This window comes from Pseudomonas multiresinivorans, assembly GCF_012971725.1.
Taxonomy (GTDB): Bacteria; Pseudomonadota; Gammaproteobacteria; order Pseudomonadales; family Pseudomonadaceae; genus Pseudomonas; species Pseudomonas multiresinivorans.
This window is the reverse complement of sequence record NZ_CP048833.1, coordinates 2,198,521-2,213,750: the sequence shown is the minus strand read 5'-3', so window position 1 is coordinate 2,213,750 and position 15,230 is coordinate 2,198,521. Positions and strand designations below refer to the sequence as shown.

Genomic DNA, 15,230 nt, shown 5'->3' with positions numbered 1-15,230 from the left:
GCAATCCCGCGCGGATGAACGCTTGTACCTGCGCCGCAGTTAAACGACTCACGCCACTCCTCCCTCTCCGTCCGCCGCGCCCTGTACGCAGCCAGACCTGCACCGTACAATGCCCAGCCTATATTCCCCTTCGCAACCGACAAAACGGCCAAAGATGCGTACCAGTCAGTACCTGCTGTCCACCCTGAAAGAAACCCCTTCCGATGCGGTCGTGATCAGCCATCAGCTGATGCTGCGCGCCGGCATGATCCGCAAGCTGGCGTCCGGTCTGTACACCTGGCTGCCAATGGGTCTGCGGGTGCTGCGCAAGGTGGAGACCATCGTTCGCGAAGAGATGAACGCCGCCGGCGCCTTGGAAGTGCTGATGCCGGCCATCCAGCCCGCCGAACTGTGGCAGGAATCCGGTCGCTGGCAGCAGTACGGCCCCGAGCTGCTGCGCCTGAAGGATCGCCATGACCGCGACTTCTGTGTCGGCCCGACGCACGAGGAAGTGATCACCGATCTGGCGCGCAACGAGCTGAACAGCTACAAGCAGCTGCCGATCAACATGTACCAGATCCAGACCAAGTTCCGTGACGAGATCCGTCCGCGCTTCGGCCTGATGCGTGGCCGCGAGTTCATCATGAAGGACGCTTACTCCTTCCACGCCAGCCAGGACTCGCTGCAGGCGACCTACGACGTCATGTACGGCGCGTACAGCAAGATCTTCACCCGCCTCGGCCTGGATTTCCGTGCCGTGCAGGCGGACAACGGCTCCATCGGCGGCAGCGGTTCCCACGAGTTCCACGTGCTGGCCGGCTCCGGTGAAGACGACATCGTCTTCGGCGAGTCCACCGACTACGCCGCCAACATCGAGAAGGCCGAGGCCCTGCCCCGCGAGACCGCTCGTGGCGCTGCCAGCGAAGAACTGCGCCTGGTCGATACTCCCGAGACCAAGACCATCGCCGCCCTGGTGGAGAAGTTCGGCCTGCCGATCGAGAAGACCATCAAGACCCTGGTGGTGCACGCCGCCGAGGAAGGCAAGCTGATCGCCCTGATCGTCCGTGGCGACCACGAACTCAACGAGATCAAGGCCGGCAACCACCCGTTGGTGGCCAGCCCCCTGCAGATGGCCAGCGAAGCGGACATCAAGGCCGCCATTGGCGCCGCGCCCGGCTCCCTCGGCCCGCTGAACCTGCCGCTGCCCTGCATCATCGACCGCTCCGTAGCACTGATGAGCGACTTCGCCGCCGGCGCCAACGTCGACGACAAGCACTACTTCGGTGTGAACTGGGAACGCGACCTGCCGGTACCGGAAGTCGCCGACCTGCGTAACGTCGTGGAAGGCGACCCGAGCCCGGACGGCAAGGGCACCCTGATCATCCGCCGCGGCATCGAAGTCGGCCACATCTTCCAGCTCGGCACCAAGTACAGCGAAGCCATGAAGCTTTCCGTACTGGGCGAGAACGGCAAGCCGGTCACCCTGATCATGGGCTGCTACGGCATCGGTGTATCCCGCGTGGTCGCCGCCGCCATCGAGCAGAACTACGACGACCGCGGCATCCTCTGGCCGGCCGCCCTGGCGCCCTTCCAGATCGCCATCGTGCCGATGAAGTACGAGAACGAGGCCGTGCGCGCCGCCACTGACAAGCTCTACGCAGACCTCACCGCCGCTGGCCTCGAAGTGCTGCTGGACGACCGCGACAAGAAGACCAGCCCCGGCGTGAAGTTCGCCGACATGGAGCTGATCGGCATCCCGCACCGCATCGTGGTCAGCGAGCGCGGCCTGGACGAAGGCACACTGGAGTACAAGGGTCGCCGTGACGCCGAGTCGCAGCCTGTCGCCCTGTCCGAACTGCAAGCTTTCATCACGGCCAAGATCGGCAACTGAGCAGAGCGATGTCCACCCGAAGTACCTCAAGCCTCGTGGCTGCCGCCCTGTGCGGCAGCCTTCTGCTGAGCGGCTGCGCCAACCAGCTGCCGCAACGCAGCGAGCATGAAGAGCGTGTCGAGCGCAAACTGCTCGACCACAGCCTGCAGATCGACGTGGGCACCCCGGGCACGCTGGAACTGCCCCAGCGCCGTATTCGCGTGCAGGAACAGAAGACCTTCGAAGTCACCGAGTTCGAGGTCACCCGCCGCTACGACCGCTACACGCCGTACCAGGGCTGGCGCAAGGTCTACGAAATGCCGCTGGGCGTCGTGGCCTTCGTCGGCGGTATCGGCGCCAACGTGGTCAACGTGTTCGCCCTGGGCAACCTGCCCGAGAGCGTCACCCGCGGCTGGATCCGCTACGGCATCGACGGCATGAATCCGTTCATGAACGTCGAGTCCAACGGCCGTGCCGAGCAGAACCTGGCGTCGATCGACGAGAAGCAGCGCGACAAGCGCACCGAGTACTCCAGCCTGCCCTGGTCGGAGCGCCCGGTGACCGTCACCGCCGGCAAGAACTCCCAGGAGCTGCTTACCGACCGTCACGGCGTGCTGCGCCTGAACCTGCTGGAAGGCCCATTCAGCGACGACGAGGTCAGCCGCATCGGCCGCCTGCAGTTCAGCGTCCAGGACCCTTCCGACGACACTCGCGCCGATGCCAGCCTGCTGGTCAGCCGCTCTCTGCGCGGCAAGCTGCAGGAAGCCCACGCGCTGATTTACGATGACCTGGAAGGTGACGATGTGCACCACTGGGTACACCGGGTGAAACGCCTCTCCGACCTGGGCCTGGAAGAGGAAGCGAGCGAACTGGAACAGAGCCTGATCGAGCTGACCCGCAACGATCCGGAGCTGCAGAAGGAGTTCCTCCACAGCCTGATGACCGACGCCGGTCGCCTGGCAGCGGACCCCGGCGTCAGCAACTGACGCCTAGCGGCGAACGATGAAGCCGGTGATGCCCTGGGGTGTCATCGGCTGCAACTCCACCGCCGCCACCTTCGCCTTCACCGGTCCACGCGCCAACCATTTCTCCAGCTCGCGTACCGCATCTTCCTCGCCTTCGACCAACAGCTCCACGCGCCCATCTTCGAGGTTGCGTATCCAGCCGTCGATTTCCAGGCGCTCGGCCTGTTCCTGGGTGCTCTGGCGGTAATAGACACCCTGCACCTTGCCGCTGATGTAGCCGTGCAGACAGATCCTGGCCATTACTGTTTCTCCTCGCGCAACGCGCCAAGGCGCGCCAGCAGGCCGGCGGCGGTCTGCTCGCCGAGCAACTGCTCGCGCAGCTTGCCCTCAGGGTCGACGATGTAGGTTACAGGCAAGGCTTCACTGCGCGGCAGGCTGAACCGCGGCGCGGGGTTATCGGCCAGCACGGTGTATTGCACGCCCAGCGCCTGTGAAGCCTTTGCCAGGTCCGCATCGCGCAGCCCATCGAAGTTCACCCCCAGCACCCGGAAGCCCTTGGCCTTGCCCTCCTCCGCCAGGTGATTCAGCTCGGGAATCTCCTTGCGACAGGGCGCGCACCACTCGGCCCAGTAATTGATAACTAGCCACTGGCCATCCACGCTGGCAGCGGGTACTTTCTGTCCATGCTGATCGGTGCCATAGTCCGCCGAGCAGCCGGCCAGGATCAGGCCGGCCATCAAGCCCATCACAATACGGAGCCGCACTCCCATGCCTTCAATCCTCGTGTATGCGGGGTGGTCATGATGCTCAATGCCCTGCGCCTGGAGGTGCCGGACATCCTCGAAGAAGACGCCGAGGCAATGAGCAACCTGGCGGCCGGGCTCCAGGAATCGCGTCAGCAGCCCCTGCAGGAAGGTTTGCAGAAGGCCCTGGGCACGCTGTTCCGCCTCAACCGATGCGCGCTGACCTTACTGGAAAGGCAGCGCGCCCTGCAAAGTCTCAGCGAAGAATACCGGCATTACGAACGGCTGATCCGCCAGGAAAAGACGCCGCCGGCGTTGTTCGTGCACTTCTGCAGCGAGCTGGCCGCCGGCTTCAAGCGCCTGTTGCTGCAGATCCTGCACGGCCACAAGCCTTCGCGGCCGCACATGGCCTGGTGCTTGTACATGGCCCAGCATTTCCTCGCCCAGGCCCTGCTGCGTCATTACCAGCAATACCAGCAGCCGCCCGGCAGCCTCTGGCGCGACAGCCACCTGCTCTACTGGATCGGCGAACATCAGGAGTGCCTGGACGAGCCGGTCGCCGCCGCTTTCGACCCGGTGCCAGCAGGCACCTTGCGCGGGCTTTACCAGCAGATCCTGCTGCTGGCCCTGAGCAATCCGTTCCACCTGACCGAAGGGGAAGCCCCGCAACTGTTCAGCGCGCTGGCACCGCTGGCCGCGCTGGGTCGATTGCTGCCCTGGGACGATGAGGAACAGGAAGGCTTCGTGGTCGACCTGGGCTCCGACCAACCTTGCCTGGCTGCAGAGCAGGCCAGCGACGCTCCGAAGGAGCAACTGCGCCGCCTGGAACTGGGCGCCGTGCTGATCGCCCTGCACGATCCCGCACCGCTGCGCCGACTGGAGCAAGGCGCACTGCTGGATCGCGTCCGCCACCACTGGCTGGGCCACCAGACGCGCCGCCATGAACGTGCAGAACAAACCGGCAACTGCCGCGTGGTGGTCGGCCTCCCGGCCATCCAGCAGCACCTGCTGGACAGCTCAGCCAGCCCCTGCCGGGAAGCCACACTGATGGATGCCAGCGCGGGCGGCGCGCGCATTCTCTGTTCCGGCCAGCAGGCCGGGCAGCTCCCGGTCGGCCAACTCCTGCTGATCCCCAGCAATGGCGGCACTCCCACCCTGGCCGTTGTGCGCTGGCGACACCTCAACAGTGACGGGCTGCACCTGGGCCTGCGTTACCTCAAAGGACTTCCCCGCCCGGTCTGGCTGCGCCGCGCACCTGACGCGCAGCGTCACCCCGGCGTGCTGCAGAGCACACCGGAACCGGGCAATGGCTGGTATCACGGACTCTGGGTCGCCCAGGGGCAATTCGTCGAAGGCGAGAACCTCTGGCTGCAACTGGCCAGCTTCGACAACCAGACCATCCTGCCCCTTCCGGCAGCCAACCTCAGCACGCCACTGGTAGCTCGCCACCCGCTGCGCCTGGCCTGATTGTCGATTTTGGGAGAGATGTCACAGGCAAGATCGGCAGTAGGCCCGATATGCCAGGCATCCGCCTCCTTATAATTCGAACGTTCGTTCTGACTCTCGGGACGATTCTCGCTCGCCGATAACTCAGCGGCCTTCAGAATGCGACTGGCGCCATGCACGCCAGCCTCCAGCGACAGGACAGCCAGATGCAGCCTACAGACCAGCTTGTCAGCAAGGTTCCCAGCCATATTGTCGCCAGCGCCCGGCCGGCCAATGCGGCGAACGGAGGACGACTTGCCGACTTCAATGTCGCGGTCTGGCTACATCTGCCCGGCGTGGCGGACCTGCCGGTGACGCTATTGCTCAGCTACCGCGATGGGGAACGCAGCCGGGAAGTGGTGATAGACCATGGCACGGTCAACAAACAGAGTCGCATCCTGCTCTCGGGTGTGGCTCGACTGCCGTTTTCCCTGCGGATCGAGGATGCGCAGATCAAGCTTCGCGCGGCCATTCCCTTGTCGCGGGTGATTGCCGAGGAAGTCTTCATGCAGGCGGTGGAGCAGCAGGCGGGCGCCGCGCGCCCGGTGGCCACCAGCCTCTGAGGGATCAGCCCAGCTGCCGCACCAGGGTTTCATCCGACGGCTCGGCCGCAACGCTTTCGGCGCTGTCCTGCGAGACGGACGGCAGGAGCGATTCAGGCCAGCTGCTGAATTGCAGACCAGTGATTCGATTCAACCGCTCCAGGGCGCTCGTCAGATCGCGCTGATGCAGGTGCACTACGTTGTTCTGGTCTTTTTTCATGGATTCGCTGGCCTTGGAGGAACTTCTGAAGGACTCCTGTGTCCTGAAACCTCCATAGCCAGAACTGTGCCAATTCGGAAATAGCGAGAATTGGCGCATTTCTGAAGTGGTACAAAGCCGCGACAGAATCAGATTCGCCGCAAACTGACGTTTTGCGTCACTCGGAATGTGACGGCTTCAACCATTTCGCCAGGCTATCGCCGAACAGCTCCTGCCGGTCGGCCTGATAGCGCGCCAGCGTTTCTCGCAACTGCGGGTACCACGGCTCATCCAGAGTCGCCGGCAAGGCCTCCAGGCACGGCAACGGCCACGGGCTGCGATTGAGCAGGTGGTGCAGGCTGTAGCTGCCCAGGTCACGGCACAGCACCCAGGCCGCGGTGGTCGAGCCGGCACGGCAGACCAGTTGCTCGCCCTCCAGGAAATCCAGCACCTCTTCCCACTCGTCTTCCGGCAACAACCAGCCTGCCCGATGCAGATGCGCCAGACGCGTCGGCAAGCCATGGCGCTGGCGGTCGAAGAACACCCGCAGTACGCCGAGGATCACCAGCAGACGCGGCATGGCGCGTCGACGCCAGAGACGGGTCGACGACAGGTTGCAGACCAGTTCCGCACCGAATAGCACGATCAGCCACGACAGGTAGATCCACAGCAGGAACAGCGGCACCGTGGCGAAGGCGCCGTAGATCAGCTTGTAGCCGGGGAAGAAACTCACATAGAAGCCGAACAGCGACTTGGCCGCTTCGAACAGGATCGAGGTGAACACCCCGCCGGCCAGTGCGTGCAGGAACGGCACCCTAGCGTTGGGTACCGCCGCATAGATCAGGGTGAAGGCCGCCACGCTGGCCAGCAGCGGCATGAACTTCAGCAGCATCGCCGCGCCCGGCAGCGCGTGGGGGCCGGAGAGCAGCGACAGCGAGGTGATGTAGGTAGACACGGCGAAACCGGTCCCCAGCAGCAACGGGCCCAGGCTGAGGATCGCCCAATACAGCAAGAAGCGCGTTACGCCCCGGCGCGGCTGACGTACACGCCAGATGGCGTTGAAGGCCTTCTCGATGGTCACCAGCATGGTGAACGCAGTCACCGCCAGGAACGCCACGCCCAGCCAGGTCAGGTGGCGCGCCTGCACGGTGAAGTTGCGCAGGTAGGCCTCCACCGCCTCGCCGGTAGAGGGCACGAAGTTGCGGAACACGAACAGCTGGATGCGCTCCCCCATGCCCTCGAAGGCCGGTACGGCCGAGAGCATGGCGAAGGTCACCGTCATCATCGGGACGACCGCGAACAGCGTGGTGTAGGTCAGGGCCGCGGCGCTGTTGGGCGCCTTGTCGGCCAGGAAGCGCTGGACCAGATAACGGCCGAATTCGACCAGGCCCTGCAAGCGTTCGTGCATGAAGTGTCCTTTGGCTGCACTGAAAAAACCGTCCTCGTAGATCGCGACGAACGACAGCGGTTCAGTCCAGTCCGAGGAGGCGGTTAGAATAGCCGCCACTTCATCGGCCTTGCGAGTCCCGGCACATGAGCCAGATTTCACTTTTTCATAATCCGCGCTGCTCCAAATCCCGCGGCGCCCTCGAACTGCTCGAGGAACGCGGCATCCAGCCCGAGATCATCCGCTACCTGGAAACTCCCCCCAGCGCGGCCGAACTCAAGGCGCTGCTTGGCAAGCTGGGCATTGGCGCACGCCAACTGCTGCGCACCGGCGAGGACGAATACAAGGAGCTGAACCTGGCCAATCCGGCACTGGGCGACGACCAACTGATCGAGGCAATGGCCAGTCATCCCAAGCTGATCGAGCGGCCGATCCTCATCGTCGGCGACAAGGCGGTGATCGGCCGTCCGCCGGAGAAGGTACTGGAGATCCTGCCTTGAGCACGCCTTACGTCCTCGTCCTCTACTACAGCCGCCACGGCGCCACCGCCGAAATGGCGCGGCAGATTGCCCGCGGCGTCGAGGCCGGCGGCCTGGAAGCGCGCGTGCGCACGGTGCCGGCGGTGTCCACCGAGTGCGAAGCGGTCGCCCCGGACATCCCGGCAGAAGGCGCGCTCTACGCCACCCTGGATGACCTGAAGGATTGCTCCGGGCTGGTCCTCGGCAGCCCGACCCGCTTCGGCAACATGGCCGCGCCGCTCAAGTACTTCCTCGACGGCACCAGCAGCCTGTGGCTGACCGGTGGCCTGGTAGGCAAACCGGCGGCAGTCTTCACCTCCACCGCCAGCCTGCATGGCGGCCAGGAAACCACTCAGCTGTCGATGCTGCTGCCACTGCTGCACCACGGCATGATCGTCACCGGCATTCCCTACAGCGAGCCCGCACTGCTGGAAACCCGCGGCGGCGGCACGCCCTATGGCGCCAGCCATTTCGCCGGCGCCGATGGCAAGCGCAGCCTGGACGAACACGAGATCACCCTGTGCCGCGCGCTCGGAAAGCGCCTGGCCGAAGTTGCCCGCAAACTGGAGAGTTGAATGGCCCGCAAGAACAAACCGCTGCCGTCCATGGACTGGCTCAAGCCCCGGCTGGCCGCCAGCCGCGCGGTCGCCCTCGGCAGCTTCATCGGGCTGATCCTGCTCATCGTCATCTGGGACCTGCTGTTCGCCGACGCCCACGGCGGCGCACGCTGGGTACCCTGGGTGTTCCTCGGCTTCAAGCTGCTGCCGCTGCTGGTGGTAGCGCCGGGCATCCTGATCGGCAGCGCCCGCGGCCATGCCTGGGCGTGCTACGTGATCAACCTGTACTTCATCCTCGGCGTGCTCAACGCCTTCGATCCCAACCACGCCATCTTCGGCTGGGCGGAGATCATCCTCAGCGTGTCGCTGTTCTGTTCGGCGCTGATGTACACGCGCTGGCGCTTCCAGTACGACCGCAAGCTCGCTGGCGAGAGTTGACCGGTGCGGTTGCTGCTTCTACCTGGGCTTAACGGCAGCAACCGCCTATTCACTCCTCTACTGCCTCATCTGCCAACCAACCTGACCGTGGAATGTCTTGAACTGCCTGAAGAGGGAGCCCAGGACTACCCGAGCCTGGCGGACGCACTAGAACCCAAGCTGGGAAGCACTCCCTTCGTGCTGCTGGGCGAATCATTCTCCGGCCCCCTGGCCAGAATGCTCGCCCAACGCTCTCCAGCAGGGTTGCGAGGAATCGTTTTCGCCGCCACCTTCGCCGAACGGCCGAGCCCGCTGCTTAGCCTGCTCCAGTTCCTTCCTCTACCGCCAGCCGCTCTGCTAGCCCAGCGCAGATTGATTCGTCAGTTCTGTGTGGGGCGGAGTGCTTCGGAAGCGCTGGTGAATTTGATCGCTGATGAAGTCCGCCGATTGCCAGCAGCACAGATTCAGGCGCGTCTGAAGGTGCTGGCCCAACTTCGCAAATCGACCTCGCCACTGAGAACTCCCTGCCTGAGCCTGGTGCCGCTGAACGACCAACTGGTGAGCAGGCGCGCACGAGCCAGCGTTGCCGCCGGCTGCGAAAACATCAGGACGAAGGAAATTACCGGCCCGCACTTTCTGCTGCAAAGCAGGCCTGAACCCTGTGCGGCCGCCATCGTGGCGTTTCTGAATGAGCTGAGCTGAAACCGGGGCTTACCAGCCCATGGTTTCCTTGAGGAAGGGAATGGTCAGCTTGCGCTGCGCCTGCAGCGAGGCCTTGTCCAGCTCGTCCAGCAGGTCGAAGAGGAACTGCATGCTGCGCGCGCCGCGGGTGAGGATGAACCGCCCCACTTCGTCGGTCAGGTGCAGGCCGCGGCGCGAGGCGCGCAGCTGAAGGGCGCGCAGCTTCTCGTCGTCGGTCAGCGGGTGCAGCTGGAAGATCAGCGAGAGCGTCAGGCGGGATTTCAGGTCCGGCAGCTTCACCCCCAACTCGCGCGGCGACACCGACGCCGACAGCAGCAGCTTGCGGCCGGAATCGCGCAGGCGGTTGAACAGGTGGAACAGCGCCTCTTCCCATTCGCGCTTGCCGGCCAGGGCGTCGAGATCGTCCAGGCACACCAGCTCGCGCTGTTCGAGGTTGTCGAAGATTTCCGGGCCATAGGCCACCAGATCGGCCATCGGCAGGTAGACCGACGGTTCGCCCAACTGCTCGGAGCGAATGCACGCAGCCTGCAGCAGGTGGCTGCGGCCCACGCCTTCGGCGCCCCAGAGATAGATCAGGCTTTCCGTCCACCCCGCCTCGGGCTCGCACAGACGCTCGACATAGCCGAGCGCCGCGGCATTGGCACCGGGGTAGTAGTTGGCGAACGTTGCGTCATCGCGCAGACGTACGCTGAGTGGGAGCTGCATAGGAGTCATGCCGGGCCGGGCGTTTCTTCAATCGCTTGGGGTGGGCCTTGGTGACTGAAAGTTTATCCAAATCAGAAGGATAACGCAGCTACCACGTGCGACTCAGAGCCACCGGCGCCAGGAAGCGGGACTTTGCCCGCTTCCGCAGGGCTCATTACCAGTGGAAGCGCAGGGTGTTCTGCGCCGGCACGGCCGCGTTCGGCACCGGTTGGCCATTGGCGTCGACCGCCGGTTGCGCCGGCTCCGCCGGGGCTTCCTGCAAGCGGGCCAGGGCCAGTTGCGCACGCAGTTGCTCGGAGCTGGCGGTGACGCGGTAGACGAGACGGTTGCCCTGTACCTCCACCAGCTTGGCGCCCATGGGCTCCAGCAGGCGCGAAACTTCGGCGTAACGGGCCAGATCGGCGCCCTCGATCTGCAGGACCTGGGCCGAAGCCGAGCCGGCCGAACCGACGAAACGCTGCGACAGGCGCTGGGACACGCCCAGCATCACTGCATCGGCCAGCGCGTCCGGAGTATCGCCCTGGGCCTGGCCCTGCTCGCGGCTGTCGCCCATCCACACGCGCCAGGTGGCGGTCCACTTGCCGTCGGCTTCCTTGGCGTCCACCGCCAGCAGGGCGTCGGCGCCGTAGCGCTCGGAGGCGGCCTTAAGCGCGTCGGGCTGCGCGGCGTTGAGATTTTCGGCAGTACCGACCTGCTGTTCGCTGAGATCGGCTATTGGCAGGCGCAGCGGCAAGCCGCGGCGCTGGGCGGCGCGGTTCAGCGGGGCGGAGGCTTCCTGGCTGTCGCCCACCAGGCTGCTGCCGTTGGCGCTTTCGTTCAGCCACCAGGCCAGCACGCTCGGGCGGCTGGCGCCCCAGACCGGCAGGCCGGCCTGGCGCAGGGCGTTGTCGGTGGCAGTCGGGTCGAAGTCCACCACCAGCGCCATGGGCGGGCCGTTCTCGAAGCCGTACTGGCTGATCAGTTGCTGCGGATCCTTGAAGTAGCCGGCCAGCGCCGGGCTCTGCGCGGCGCTGGCATTGCCGGTCAGGCGCAGTACCAGGGTCTGCAGGGCGCGGGTCAGGCCGGCGTTGCGCTCGTCCGGCTGCTGGGAGGCGACCGGTTCGTGCACCTGGTACAGGTTGCCCAGCGTTTCAGCGAAGGACGGCAGGCTGAACAGCGTCAGGCAGAGGATCAACAGGCGGGCGGTCAGGCGCATGGCGGGCTCTCGCGGCGAAAACGAAGATGCCAGCACGCAACGAGCTGGCAATGAAGGCCTATACCTTAAACAGCCGTCCGGCCAGCGGCAACAGCGCGAGATGGCCGCTGCCGGGCAAGCCTGATAAAATCCCGCGCCTCCCGCGCAGGCCGGGAAGCGCGAACGGCGCACCCGGCGGCAAGACGAATCATCCCTTCTATAGGCCTGGATTTATGAGCAACAAGCAACCCTCGTTGAGCTACAAGGACGCCGGTGTGGACATCGACGCCGGCGAAGCCCTGGTCGAACGCATCAAAGGCGTCGCCAAGCGCACCGCACGTCCTGAAGTGATGGGAGGCCTGGGTGGCTTTGGCGCTCTGTGCGAAATCCCGGCCGGCTACAAGCAACCCGTGCTGGTCTCCGGCACCGATGGCGTCGGCACCAAGCTGCGCCTGGCGCTGAACCTGAACAAGCACGACAGCATCGGCCAGGACCTGGTCGCCATGTGCGTGAACGACCTGGTCGTCTGCGGCGCCGAGCCGCTGTTCTTCCTCGACTACTACGCCACCGGCAAGCTCAATGTCGACGTGGCCGCCACCGTGGTCACCGGCATCGGCGCCGGCTGCGAGCTGGCCGGCTGCTCCCTGGTCGGTGGTGAAACCGCCGAAATGCCGGGCATGTACGAAGGCGAAGACTACGACCTGGCCGGCTTCTGCGTCGGCGTCGTGGAAAAATCGGAAATCATCGACGGCTCGAAAGTGGTCGCCGGCGACGCCCTGATCGCCCTGCCCTCCTCCGGCCCGCACTCCAACGGCTACTCGCTGATCCGCAAGATCATCGAAGTCTCCGGTGCCGACATCGAAGCCACCCAGCTGAACGGCCAGCCCCTGGCCGACCTGCTGATGGCCCCGACCCGCATCTACGTCAAGCCGCTGCTGCAGCTGATCAAGCAGACCGGCGCGGTCAAGGCCATGGCCCACATCACCGGCGGCGGCCTGCTGGACAACATTCCGCGCGTCCTGCCGGACAACGCCCAGGCGGTGGTCGACGTGGCCAGCTGGCAGCGCCCGGCGGTGTTCGACTGGCTGCAGGAAAAAGGCAACGTCGACGAGACCGAGATGCACCGCGTACTGAACTGCGGCGTGGGCATGGTCATCTGTGTCGCCCAGGACCAGGTCGAGGCTTCCCTGAAGGCCCTGCGTGACGCCGGCGAGCAGCCGTGGGTCATCGGCCGCATCGAGGCTTGCGCCGCTGACGCCGAGCGCGTGGTCCTGAACAACCTGAAAGGCCACTGATGTCCACACCTTGCAATGTCGTGGTGCTAATTTCCGGCTCCGGCAGCAACCTGCAAGCCCTGATCGACAGTCTCGCCGGCGCCGACGCGCCGGTGGTGATCCGCGCGGTGATTTCCAACCGCGCCGACGCCTACGGCCTGGAGCGCGCGCGCCAGGCCGGCATCGAGACCTGCTTCCTCGACCACAAGGCCTATGCCGACCGCGAAAGTTTTGATGCCGCACTGATCCAGGCCATCGATGGCTTCGATGCTGACCTGGTGCTGCTTGCCGGCTTCATGCGCATCCTCAGCGCGGACTTCGTGCGTCACTACCAGGGCCGCCTGCTGAACATCCATCCTTCCCTGTTGCCCAAGTACAAGGGCCTGCACACGCACCAGCGGGCGCTGGAGGCTGGCGATGCCGAGCACGGCTGCAGCGTACACTTCGTTACCGAGGAACTTGATGGCGGGCCTCTGGTCGTACAGGCGGCAATCCCGGTAGAGTCTGACGACACGCCGGAAACGCTGGCCCAGCGCGTGCACGTGCAGGAACATGTGATCTATCCGCTGGCCATGCGCTGGTTCGCCGAAGGCCGAGTCAGGCTGGGCGAACATGGCGCCATGCTGGATGGGGAGCTTCTGCCCGCATCCGGCCATTCGTACCGAACCTAGGAGATTCGCGATGCGTAGAGCTCTGTTACTCCTGATGGCCGTGCTGACCCTGCCGGCCCAGGCTTATGAGCTGGAACCGTTCGACGCCAGCTACACCGCCGACTGGAAGCAGATGCCCATCAGCGGCACCGCCTCCCGCAGCCTAAAGCAAGGCGACGGCGGCCGCTGGGAGCTGAATTTCAAGGCCTCCATGCTGCTCGCCAGCCTGACCGAGAACAGCACGTTCAAGGTCGAGAACGACACCTACCTGCCGCTGACCTACCGCTGGGCCCGCGAAGGCCTGGGCAAGAACAAGCAGACCGAGCTCGATTTCGACTGGGCCGAGAAGCAGGTGCTGGGCAGCGACCGTGGCGACCAGGTGCGCCAGCCGCTGAACAAGGGCCAGCTGGACAAATCCACCTACCAGCTCGCGCTGCAGCATGACGTGGCCGTTGGCAAGAAGGCCATGAGCTACCAGGTCATCGAGGGGACCGACGTCGATACCTACGACTTCCGTGTTCTTGGCGAGGAGAAGGTGCGTACCCAGGCCGGCCTGATCACCGCGATCAAGGTGGAGCGCGTGCGCGACCCCACCAAGAGCAACCGCAAGACCATCCTCTGGTTCGCCAAGGATTGGGACTTCCTCCTCGTGCGCCTGTACCAGCAGGAGTCCGACGGCAAGGAGTACCAGATCATGCTCAAGGAAGGCACCGTCAACGGCAAGGCCGTTCAGGGCGAGAAAGGCTGATCCTTCAGCACAAAGAAAAGCCGGGCAATTGCCCGGCTTTTTCATATCTGCGCCACGCGGAGCGCAAGGCCTGTAGGAGCGAGCTTGCTCGCGAACCACTTGGCGACGATGCCGCCGGACACAATGTTCGCGAGCAAGGACTGGGCGTCCTCTCGATCCTACGAAGAGCCATACGCCGCAGTGAGCAGCCAATAAAAAAAGCCGGGCAACGCCCGGCTTTTCCTTGCTTGGAGAACCAGGCTGCGTATCAGCCTTCGTTCGACGGCTTGCGCTTGAATCGCCGGGCAATCCAGCCGATGGCCAGGGCCGGGACGATCCACAGCTTCTTCAGCAGCACCAGCAGGGTGGCAAACAAGCCGACCTTGGCGGCAACCTTGCCGGCAATTAGCGCACCCAGGCCATAGGCCGCGACCTTGTCGACGCTGGGGTTGAAGTCGACGTAGCGGTTGCCAGGGTTGAACTCGGTCATCGCCAATACCTTGCCGACGTTCTTCTCGATTTCCGGCAGCTGCTCCATGCCCGCGACGAAGTTCAAAACCAGCACGCCTTTGCGGCCCAGCGCGCGGATGTTGTAGTTCAGCGTGTGCTCCTTGGCATCGCCGAACTGCAGCTCCTTGGCCCAGTAGAGCTTCTTCTCGGCGGCGTCGTAGCGCGGCGGCGCAGCCCAGCCGATCAGCTGGATGGCCTCGAAACCCTGCTGCTCGCGCTGCGGATTGGCCTGCTTGAGGTCGTCCTGCATGTCCTTGAGCATCTCGGCGTAGTCGATCTTTGCCGCATCCTCGTCGGAAACGTAGCCACTCTCCTCGTACTGCACGGTCACCGCCCAGGAAGCGGCTTCAAAGGGCGAGACGCCGGCCGGCATCAACATGCCCAGCGGCGGCTCGGAGCTGGGCGGGTTGCCCCAGGCTTCGAGAACGCGCTCGGCATCCTTGCTGTCGAGGAAGACGAAATTGTCCGGCAGGTCGAAGGTGGCGAGGTTGTCGCCGACCACCACCTTGCCCTTCTGGAAGTGCAGGCTGGCGACGAAGGTCTCGGGCGACATCTCCTCGTCCGACTCGGCGGCGGGAGCAGCGGCAGCCGCAGGGGCGTCGCTCTGGTTGGACGTAGCGGGTGCAGCGAACGCCGGGGCAGCGACGGCCTGGGCGAGCAAGGCAACGAGGAAGAGGGCTTTGCCATCCATAGAGGTGAATCTCCTGAATCGAATCCATGACATCGGCGGCCACCCGTGGTGGCGCCGGGCACGGATTGTCTCACTGACCCAGTCGGTCTGTAACAGGAAATTTCTGCAACCTTCGGGCGCACGCACAAAAAAGCC

General features: G+C 64.8%; 18 protein-coding genes. 11 read left to right on the top strand and 7 right to left on the bottom strand.

What is annotated here, in order from left to right; all coding sequences use genetic code 11:
- Positions 1 to 154 precede the first annotated feature (154 nt).
- Both G4G71_RS10205 and G4G71_RS10200 read left to right on the top strand, forming a co-directional pair.
- Positions 155 to 1,870, top strand: coding sequence for a proline--tRNA ligase (locus tag G4G71_RS10205; protein ID WP_169937308.1), 1,716 nt, complete (start codon positions 155 to 157; stop codon positions 1,868 to 1,870).
- A gap of 8 nt (positions 1,871 to 1,878) precedes the next feature.
- A complete protein-coding gene (locus G4G71_RS10200; protein ID WP_024764550.1) occupies positions 1,879 to 2,835 on the top strand; it encodes a YceB family lipoprotein in 957 nt (318 codons plus the stop codon).
- Between the two features lie 3 nt (positions 2,836 to 2,838).
- Here the strand turns inward: G4G71_RS10200 and G4G71_RS10195 are convergent, their stop codons facing one another.
- A complete protein-coding gene (locus G4G71_RS10195) occupies positions 2,839 to 3,114 on the bottom strand; it encodes an acylphosphatase (RefSeq protein ID WP_169937305.1) in 276 nt (91 codons plus the stop codon).
- Complete coding sequence (locus tag G4G71_RS10190; protein ID WP_169937303.1) at positions 3,114 to 3,584, bottom strand: TlpA disulfide reductase family protein; 471 nt, start codon at positions 3,582 to 3,584, stop codon at positions 3,114 to 3,116. The genes G4G71_RS10195 and G4G71_RS10190 overlap by 1 nt, the downstream gene beginning before the upstream one ends.
- Positions 3,585 to 3,614: 30 nt before the next feature.
- Between G4G71_RS10190 and G4G71_RS10185 the strand changes: the two genes are divergently transcribed.
- Both G4G71_RS10185 and G4G71_RS10180 read left to right on the top strand, forming a co-directional pair.
- Complete coding sequence (locus tag G4G71_RS10185) at positions 3,615 to 5,024, top strand: PilZ domain-containing protein (protein ID WP_169937301.1); 1,410 nt, start codon at positions 3,615 to 3,617, stop codon at positions 5,022 to 5,024.
- Positions 5,025 to 5,209: 185 nt separating this feature from the next.
- Positions 5,210 to 5,605: a hypothetical protein gene (locus G4G71_RS10180; protein ID WP_054907494.1), complete on the top strand. Its 396-nt coding sequence runs from the start codon at positions 5,210 to 5,212 to the stop codon at positions 5,603 to 5,605.
- 4 nt (positions 5,606 to 5,609) lie between these two features.
- Here G4G71_RS10180 and G4G71_RS10175 read toward each other — a convergent pair whose 3' ends face one another.
- A complete protein-coding gene (locus G4G71_RS10175; RefSeq protein WP_169937299.1) occupies positions 5,610 to 5,804 on the bottom strand; it encodes a hypothetical protein in 195 nt (64 codons plus the stop codon).
- 157 nt (positions 5,805 to 5,961) lie between these two features.
- Complete coding sequence (locus G4G71_RS10170) at positions 5,962 to 7,191, bottom strand: YihY family inner membrane protein (RefSeq protein WP_169937297.1); 1,230 nt, start codon at positions 7,189 to 7,191, stop codon at positions 5,962 to 5,964.
- A gap of 125 nt (positions 7,192 to 7,316) precedes the next feature.
- On the opposite strand from G4G71_RS10170, the gene arsC reads away from it, so the two are divergent.
- Genes arsC through G4G71_RS10150 form a run of 4 tightly spaced genes read left to right on the top strand, consistent with a single transcriptional unit; the run spans position 7,317 to position 9,364 of the window.
- A complete protein-coding gene (gene arsC / locus G4G71_RS10165) occupies positions 7,317 to 7,670 on the top strand; it encodes an arsenate reductase (glutaredoxin) (protein WP_054907474.1) in 354 nt (117 codons plus the stop codon).
- Entirely contained in the window at positions 7,667 to 8,263 is a 597-nt protein-coding gene (gene wrbA, locus G4G71_RS10160) for an NAD(P)H:quinone oxidoreductase (RefSeq protein WP_065085794.1), read from the top strand. The genes arsC and wrbA overlap by 4 nt, the downstream gene beginning before the upstream one ends.
- Positions 8,264 to 8,683 (top strand): DUF2069 domain-containing protein, encoded by a 420-nt coding sequence (locus G4G71_RS10155; protein ID WP_169937295.1) that lies wholly within the window; start codon positions 8,264 to 8,266, stop codon positions 8,681 to 8,683. It begins immediately after the preceding gene.
- 3 nt (positions 8,684 to 8,686) lie between these two features.
- On the top strand, positions 8,687 to 9,364 hold the full coding sequence (locus G4G71_RS10150) for an alpha/beta fold hydrolase (RefSeq protein WP_169937293.1): 678 nt from the start codon (positions 8,687 to 8,689) through the stop codon (positions 9,362 to 9,364).
- A gap of 9 nt (positions 9,365 to 9,373) precedes the next feature.
- Here the strand turns inward: G4G71_RS10150 and hda are convergent, their stop codons facing one another.
- Together hda and G4G71_RS10140 are read right to left on the bottom strand one after the other, a co-directional pair.
- Positions 9,374 to 10,078 carry a DnaA regulatory inactivator Hda gene (gene hda, locus G4G71_RS10145; protein ID WP_024764559.1) on the bottom strand — a complete coding sequence of 235 codons (705 nt, stop codon included), beginning with the start codon at positions 10,076 to 10,078 and terminating at the stop codon, positions 9,374 to 9,376.
- Positions 10,079 to 10,223: 145 nt separating this feature from the next.
- A complete protein-coding gene (locus G4G71_RS10140; protein ID WP_169937291.1) occupies positions 10,224 to 11,264 on the bottom strand; it encodes a DUF2066 domain-containing protein in 1,041 nt (346 codons plus the stop codon).
- Positions 11,265 to 11,476: 212 nt separating this feature from the next.
- Between G4G71_RS10140 and purM the strand changes: the two genes are divergently transcribed.
- The 3 genes from purM to G4G71_RS10125 are packed head-to-tail and all read left to right on the top strand — an operon-like array spanning position 11,477 to position 13,915.
- The gene (gene purM / locus G4G71_RS10135) at positions 11,477 to 12,538 is read left to right on the top strand and encodes a phosphoribosylformylglycinamidine cyclo-ligase (RefSeq protein WP_169937289.1); all 1,062 of its coding nucleotides are present in this window, start codon (positions 11,477 to 11,479) and stop codon (positions 12,536 to 12,538) included.
- A complete protein-coding gene (purN, locus tag G4G71_RS10130; protein WP_169937287.1) occupies positions 12,538 to 13,188 on the top strand; it encodes a phosphoribosylglycinamide formyltransferase in 651 nt (216 codons plus the stop codon). Before purM ends, purN begins: the two co-directional genes overlap by 1 nt.
- A gap of 10 nt (positions 13,189 to 13,198) precedes the next feature.
- Positions 13,199 to 13,915 (top strand): DUF3108 domain-containing protein, encoded by a 717-nt coding sequence (locus G4G71_RS10125; RefSeq protein WP_169937285.1) that lies wholly within the window; start codon positions 13,199 to 13,201, stop codon positions 13,913 to 13,915.
- A 247-nt stretch (positions 13,916 to 14,162) separates the two neighbouring features.
- Here G4G71_RS10125 and G4G71_RS10120 read toward each other — a convergent pair whose 3' ends face one another.
- Positions 14,163 to 15,095, bottom strand: a complete 933-nt coding sequence (locus G4G71_RS10120) for a DUF2167 domain-containing protein (protein ID WP_169937282.1) — start codon at positions 15,093 to 15,095, stop codon at positions 14,163 to 14,165.
- Positions 15,096 to 15,230: the final 135 nt, after the last annotated feature.

Coding starts and splice junctions, on each gene's coding strand:
- G4G71_RS10185 (WP_169937301.1), top strand. CDS start 3,615: ATGATGCTCAATGCCCTGCGCCTGGAGGTGCCGGACATCCTCGAAGAA.
- G4G71_RS10120 (WP_169937282.1), bottom strand. CDS start 15,095: ATGGATGGCAAAGCCCTCTTCCTCGTTGCCTTGCTCGCCCAGGCCGTC.
- G4G71_RS10180 (WP_054907494.1), top strand. CDS start 5,210: ATGCAGCCTACAGACCAGCTTGTCAGCAAGGTTCCCAGCCATATTGTC.
- G4G71_RS10190 (WP_169937303.1), bottom strand. CDS start 3,584: ATGGGAGTGCGGCTCCGTATTGTGATGGGCTTGATGGCCGGCCTGATC.
- purN (WP_169937287.1), top strand. CDS start 12,538: ATGTCCACACCTTGCAATGTCGTGGTGCTAATTTCCGGCTCCGGCAGC.
- arsC (WP_054907474.1), top strand. CDS start 7,317: ATGAGCCAGATTTCACTTTTTCATAATCCGCGCTGCTCCAAATCCCGC.
- G4G71_RS10125 (WP_169937285.1), top strand. CDS start 13,199: ATGCGTAGAGCTCTGTTACTCCTGATGGCCGTGCTGACCCTGCCGGCC.
- G4G71_RS10175 (WP_169937299.1), bottom strand. CDS start 5,804: ATGAAAAAAGACCAGAACAACGTAGTGCACCTGCATCAGCGCGATCTG.
- G4G71_RS10200 (WP_024764550.1), top strand. CDS start 1,879: ATGTCCACCCGAAGTACCTCAAGCCTCGTGGCTGCCGCCCTGTGCGGC.
- G4G71_RS10170 (WP_169937297.1), bottom strand. CDS start 7,191: ATGCACGAACGCTTGCAGGGCCTGGTCGAATTCGGCCGTTATCTGGTC.
- G4G71_RS10195 (WP_169937305.1), bottom strand. CDS start 3,114: ATGGCCAGGATCTGTCTGCACGGCTACATCAGCGGCAAGGTGCAGGGT.
- purM (WP_169937289.1), top strand. CDS start 11,477: ATGAGCAACAAGCAACCCTCGTTGAGCTACAAGGACGCCGGTGTGGAC.
- G4G71_RS10140 (WP_169937291.1), bottom strand. CDS start 11,264: ATGCGCCTGACCGCCCGCCTGTTGATCCTCTGCCTGACGCTGTTCAGC.
- G4G71_RS10205 (WP_169937308.1), top strand. CDS start 155: ATGCGTACCAGTCAGTACCTGCTGTCCACCCTGAAAGAAACCCCTTCC.
- hda (WP_024764559.1), bottom strand. CDS start 10,078: ATGACTCCTATGCAGCTCCCACTCAGCGTACGTCTGCGCGATGACGCA.
- G4G71_RS10155 (WP_169937295.1), top strand. CDS start 8,264: ATGGCCCGCAAGAACAAACCGCTGCCGTCCATGGACTGGCTCAAGCCC.